Annotated in this window: 3 protein-coding genes; all 3 read right to left on the bottom strand. The window is 70.0% G+C overall.

Annotation, left to right across the window (positions count from 1 at the left end; translation table 11 throughout):
* The coding region (locus KDL01_RS39045; RefSeq protein WP_212533765.1) for an aminotransferase class III-fold pyridoxal phosphate-dependent enzyme at window positions 1-2,761 on the bottom strand (2,761 nt) is incomplete at its 3' end.
* Complete coding sequence (locus KDL01_RS39040) at window positions 2,761-3,480, bottom strand: GNAT family N-acetyltransferase (protein ID WP_212533764.1); 720 nt, start codon at window positions 3,478-3,480, stop codon at window positions 2,761-2,763. The genes KDL01_RS39045 and KDL01_RS39040, both read right to left, overlap by 1 nt.
* A complete protein-coding gene (locus KDL01_RS39035; RefSeq protein ID WP_212533763.1) occupies window positions 3,473-4,315 on the bottom strand; it encodes a fatty acid desaturase family protein in 843 nt (280 codons plus the stop codon). Before KDL01_RS39035 ends, KDL01_RS39040 begins: the two co-directional genes overlap by 8 nt.
* Window positions 4,316-4,847: the final 532 nt, after the last annotated feature.

Raw genomic sequence — 4,847 nt, 5'->3', positions numbered from 1 at the left:
CCTCCTCGGTGTTCCAGGCGATCATGCCGCTCTCGGTCATGCCGTAGGCCTCGAGCAGCTTGATCCCGGCGGACCAGTACGCCTCCAGCACGGCCCGGCGGATCGGAGCCATTCCGGTGATCATGAACCGGACCTTGCCGCCGAGGAACTCGCCCAGGCTCGCCCCGCCGCCGGCCTTGCCGAACAGCTGCAGCACCGCGTCGTAGAAGACCGGCGGCCCGATCACGAAGGTCGGCGACTCGGCCCGCAGCGCGCCGAACACGCGCTGGTAGGGCGCGAGGACCAGATCGGCGCCGGTCCACAGGCAGCAGTACACGGACAGCCGCTGCTGGTAGTTGGCCAGCGGCAGGAAGATCAGGTGCCGGTCGGCCGCGGTGATCGGGAAGCAGTCGAGGAAGCGGTTGATGACGTACTCGGTGCCCGGCCCGGAGATCCGCAGGCCCTTGAGTCCGCCGGTGGTCCCGGAGGAGTAGACCAGGCTGTGCAGCCCCGCCTCCTCACCCGCCCGTGCCCCGGTCCGCGCGGCGCGCCCGTCCAGCGGCGCGGCCGTGGCCACGACCCAGGCCGGGTCCTCCTCGCCCGGCTGGTCGGTCACCAGGAACGCGAGCCCGTGCCGGTCGCCGAACTCCTCGAGGTCCCCGAGCGGCAACTCGTCCGGCAGCGCCTGCAGCACCGCCCCGACCTGGAGCGCGGCGAGGTCCCAGACGACCCAGTCGACGCTGTTGCGGGCCCGGATCGCGATGACGTGCCCTGCCGCGACCCCGGCCTTCTCCAGCTCCGCGGCCCGCGCCGCCACCCGCTGCGCCAACGCGGCGTAGCTCAGCTCGGTGCGGGCGCCCGCCGTGTCGATCTCGATCAGGACCGAGGTCGTGTTCCGGGCGTAACGGTCGGTCAGCTCACTGAGTTTCACCGGAGGCTCCTGGGCAGAGTGGGTTTCTTCAGAGTCTTCGTCGCGGGCTTCGTCGCGGGCTTCGTCGAATCGGTCACGCAGCCGCGTGAGCAGCCCGTCCAGCCGCGAGGCCGCGAAGTGCCCGATGCGTCCGCCGAGCAGCTCCTCGTACGGCCCGGTGCCGGTGTCCCAGTCGACGACCACGTCTACCTCGCACCCGCCCGGCGCCGCGTCCACGCGCACGCTGCGCTCGAGCCGCGTCCAGAGCCAGTCCTCCCGCGCTCGCAGCACCACGCCCGAGTCGGTGAGCTCCGCGACGTCCGTCCACACGACGTCGTCCTCACCCACCACCCCGGCGAACTCTCCGTCCGCCGTTGCGTCCGCCGGCTCCGCCGCCGCGTCAGGCCACCGCGCGAACGGATCCAGCAGGTGGGGGTGCGCGGCGAGCAACGCGTGTACCCGCGCCGCCTCGACGTTCAGCAGACGCACCGTCCGCCGCACCGGCCGGGTCGGCGCCTCGGCGGCCTGGTCGGTTTCGGCAGCCGCCGTGGCCGACGCCGCGAGGTAGGCATCAGCCCTGGCCAGCACCTCCGCCAGGATGTCCAGCCCACGCTCGAGCTCCTCGTCGCTGATCACCATGGGCGGCTGGATGCGCACCACCGTGTCCTTGTACAGCGAGTACGTGGACGTCACCTGATGCTCCAACAGCAGCGCGAGCACCAGCCCCGCGCTCGCCTCGTCACGCAGCTCGAGCCCGTGCATCATGCCGAGCCCGCGGTGCGCCGTGATCAGCGCCGGGTACTTCTGTGCCAGCGCGGACAGCCGCGCCGTGATGACGGCGCCCTTGGTCCGCACGGCGGCCAGGAACTCGGGGTCGGAGGCGATGGCGATGGACTCAAGCCCCACCCGGCAGGAGAGCGGGTTCCCGCCGAGGCTGGAGCCGAAGGTGGACGGCAGGGCCTTGAGGCAGGCCCACGCCTCCTCCGTGCCCAGCACCGCGGATATCGGCACGAGCCCGCCGCCGAACGCCTTGCCCACGCAGATCAGATCGGGCACGACGTCGAACTGTTCGAACGCGAAGAAGGTCCCGCAGCGTCCGAACGCCGTCTGCATCTCGTCCAGGATCAGCAGCGCCCCGGCCTCGGTGCACAGCCGCCGCACCTCGCTCAGGTACCCCGGCGGCGGCGGAACGACCCCGCCCTCCGCCTGGACCGGCTCGAGCAGCACGGCCGCCACGTCCCCGGCGGCCAGCTCCCGCGCCAGCGCCGCGACGTCGCCGAAGGGCACCTGCGCGAAGCCTTCCATCAGCGGACTGAAGACCGCCTCATGCTCGGGCCGGCCGGACGCGCTGAGCGTGGCGAAGGTCTTGCCGTGGAAGCAGTCCACCGCCGTGACGAAGCGCGGCTTGCGCGTGGCGGCCCGGGCCAGCTTCAGCGCGTTGTCGATGCTCTCGCCGCCCCCGTTGGCGAGATACGCGAAGGGCAACCGCCCGCCGGTGAGCGCGGCAAGGCGCTCGGTCAGCAGGATCTGCTCCTCCTCGAACATGATCTTCGTACTGTTGAGCCGTCCGGTGTCCAGCTGCTCGCGCACGGCGGCGAGGATCTGCGGGTGCGAATAGCCGAAGGACTGATTTCCGTACTGGTCGAACAGGGCCAGGAACGCGCGCCCGTCCCGGTCCAGCACCGTCGACCCGGTCCCAGCCCCCTGCACGCCACAGCCCATGACGAACGCCATCTTGGCGTAGGCCGGATGGTTGTGCGCCGCCTTCGCCTCGGCCAACTCCTGCCGCCGCGTACGCACCGGGGCCTGGGCCTCGGCCTGGTCCGTAGCCGTTCCCGTGGCCGCTGCCGCTGCCGCTGCCGAACTCCCCATCAGACCCCTGCTCCCGCCTCTGTGGATTCCGCCGGTACCGATTCCGCCGCCGCTGTGTCTGCTGTGGCCAACGCCGCCCGACTCACCTGGTCGTGATACCGGCTCACCTGCTCGTGATAGTCGTGGAAGAAGTAGCGCAGCAGCTCCCCCCGGCGTCCCTCGACCTGGGCGCAGCGGCGTGCCGCGTCCGCGAGGTCGAGCAGGGCCACGACCGAGAGCGGCGCATCCTGGAAGCGCGCGTCCCGATACGGCTCGCCGAGCGGCCCAAAGCCCAGGTGGGTGTAGAACGCGTGCAACGCACCGGTGGAGTCGATGAAGAAGTCGCCGAGCACGTGCGTGGCCCCGAGCCGCGCGGCGCTGTAGACCACGGCCTCGCGCATCAGCCCTGTAGCCACAGCACGCGAGCGCACGCTCGGCAGCGTGAGCAGGTGCCCGTACTCGACCAGCCGGTTGCCCGGCCGGACCTCAGTCAGGTCCACCGCCTCCTCGCACGGCAGCCCGGCCGGCGAATCGGCGATGAGCTTGATGGTCCCGACCGGCGTCGCGTCGCTCTCGGCGAGCAGGTACACGGCCTGCCGGTCGAAGCGGTCGAAGGTGGAGCGCATATCGGCGGCGTCGGCGAGCCGCCCCTGGTCCTTGACGTAGACCTCGTCGCGCAGCCGCAGCACGGCCGCCTTGTCCGCGGCGCTCTCGGCGGCCCGGAAGGTGAGCTCAGGCACGGTCGGCTCCAGATCTCGGGCGCAGCAGGGTACGCAGAAAGTGGAGGTAGCCGGGGTGGTAGTGCACCAGCCGGTCGCGCACCTCGGCGTGCAGCAACCCGAGCCGCCCGATCGGCAGATTCGGCATCAGGTGGTGCTCGACGTGGAAGTTGTTGCCGTTGGTGAACCAGGCCATCAGCCGGTTCGACCGGATCGTGCGCGTGTTGGCGAAGGGATCCGGATCAAGCGTCTGACACCGGTAGTGCTCGGGCAGCTCCACCAGAGCGTGCACGGGCCCTGCGACCAGAACCAGCGGTACCAGCCACTCCCACACCACCAAGGCCCGCCCGAAAGCGACGGAAGCCGCCGTCAACACGACGAAGACACCGAAGATGATCCGCAAGTCGCGACGTATCCGCCGAGACGTCGCAGGAGACTCACCCGGCAGGTCGGCGCCGCGCAGCGCGAGCCAGAGATCCCGCACGAACCGCGCGTAATGCGCCGCCATCGACAGCCGCACCACCCAAGCCCACCCGCGTACCAGGACGGCCCCGCCGCCCGCATCGGCGCCGTGCTGATTTCCGTGCTGATCTCCGTAGTCGAAGAACTCACGGTTGCGCGGCGTCCCCAGATCACGATGATGCCGCAGGTGAGCGGCCCGATAAGCCGAGTAGGCGATCAGCATCGGCGTCCCGAGCGCCACCCCCGCGATCGTGTTCGCCCGCCGGGAACGGAACCCGAGGTGGTGCAGCGCCTCGTGCTCGAGCTCCGCCGCGTGCGCAAACATACCGCCCAGCAGCAGCGTCCCGACCACCCGCGCCGCAAGCCCACCGCCGCCGACGACGCCGGCCGCCAAGACCGCGCCGACGCAGGTCAACAGCACGCACCCGACGAGCTTCGCCACGAACGGCCCACTGCGCACCCGCGTGTCAGGCCGCACCACGGCCCGCAGCGCCCGGGACCTGACACTGCCCTGATCGAGCATCGGCTCCGGCACAGCCAAAAGACTCTCCCGTCGGTGGTCGTGTGCGTCCGGGCGCGGCAGTCCTCGACCGCACCGAAAAAGGGCAGGGGATATCCACAAAACTGCAATGCTTGATAAAAGTGCGCGAAAGAGACCTGATCAACTCTCAGGCCCGATTCAAGGCTATGAGTCCATCAGATTTCGAAGCGCTTCGACCCTGTCCGTGACGTACGATGGCATCGAACGACGTTGCGGTCAAGAGCGTGTCCAAAAACAGTCAAGAAGAGGTCTCCACCTGCGGCTTCCGGTAAGGATCGCACCCTCGAAGCGCTTCGACGCCCAGGCTGAAACCCACCCGACTCAGCCCGTTACGTCGTCGATAAACGATTCTCATGAGAACGCGACGTCAACCGTCTCCCCCGCC

It is taken from the genome of Actinospica durhamensis, from assembly GCF_018139695.1.
GTDB classification, from domain to species: domain Bacteria; phylum Actinomycetota; class Actinomycetes; order Streptomycetales; family Catenulisporaceae; genus Actinospica; species Actinospica durhamensis.
This window is presented reverse-complemented; position numbering and strand designations above follow the sequence as displayed.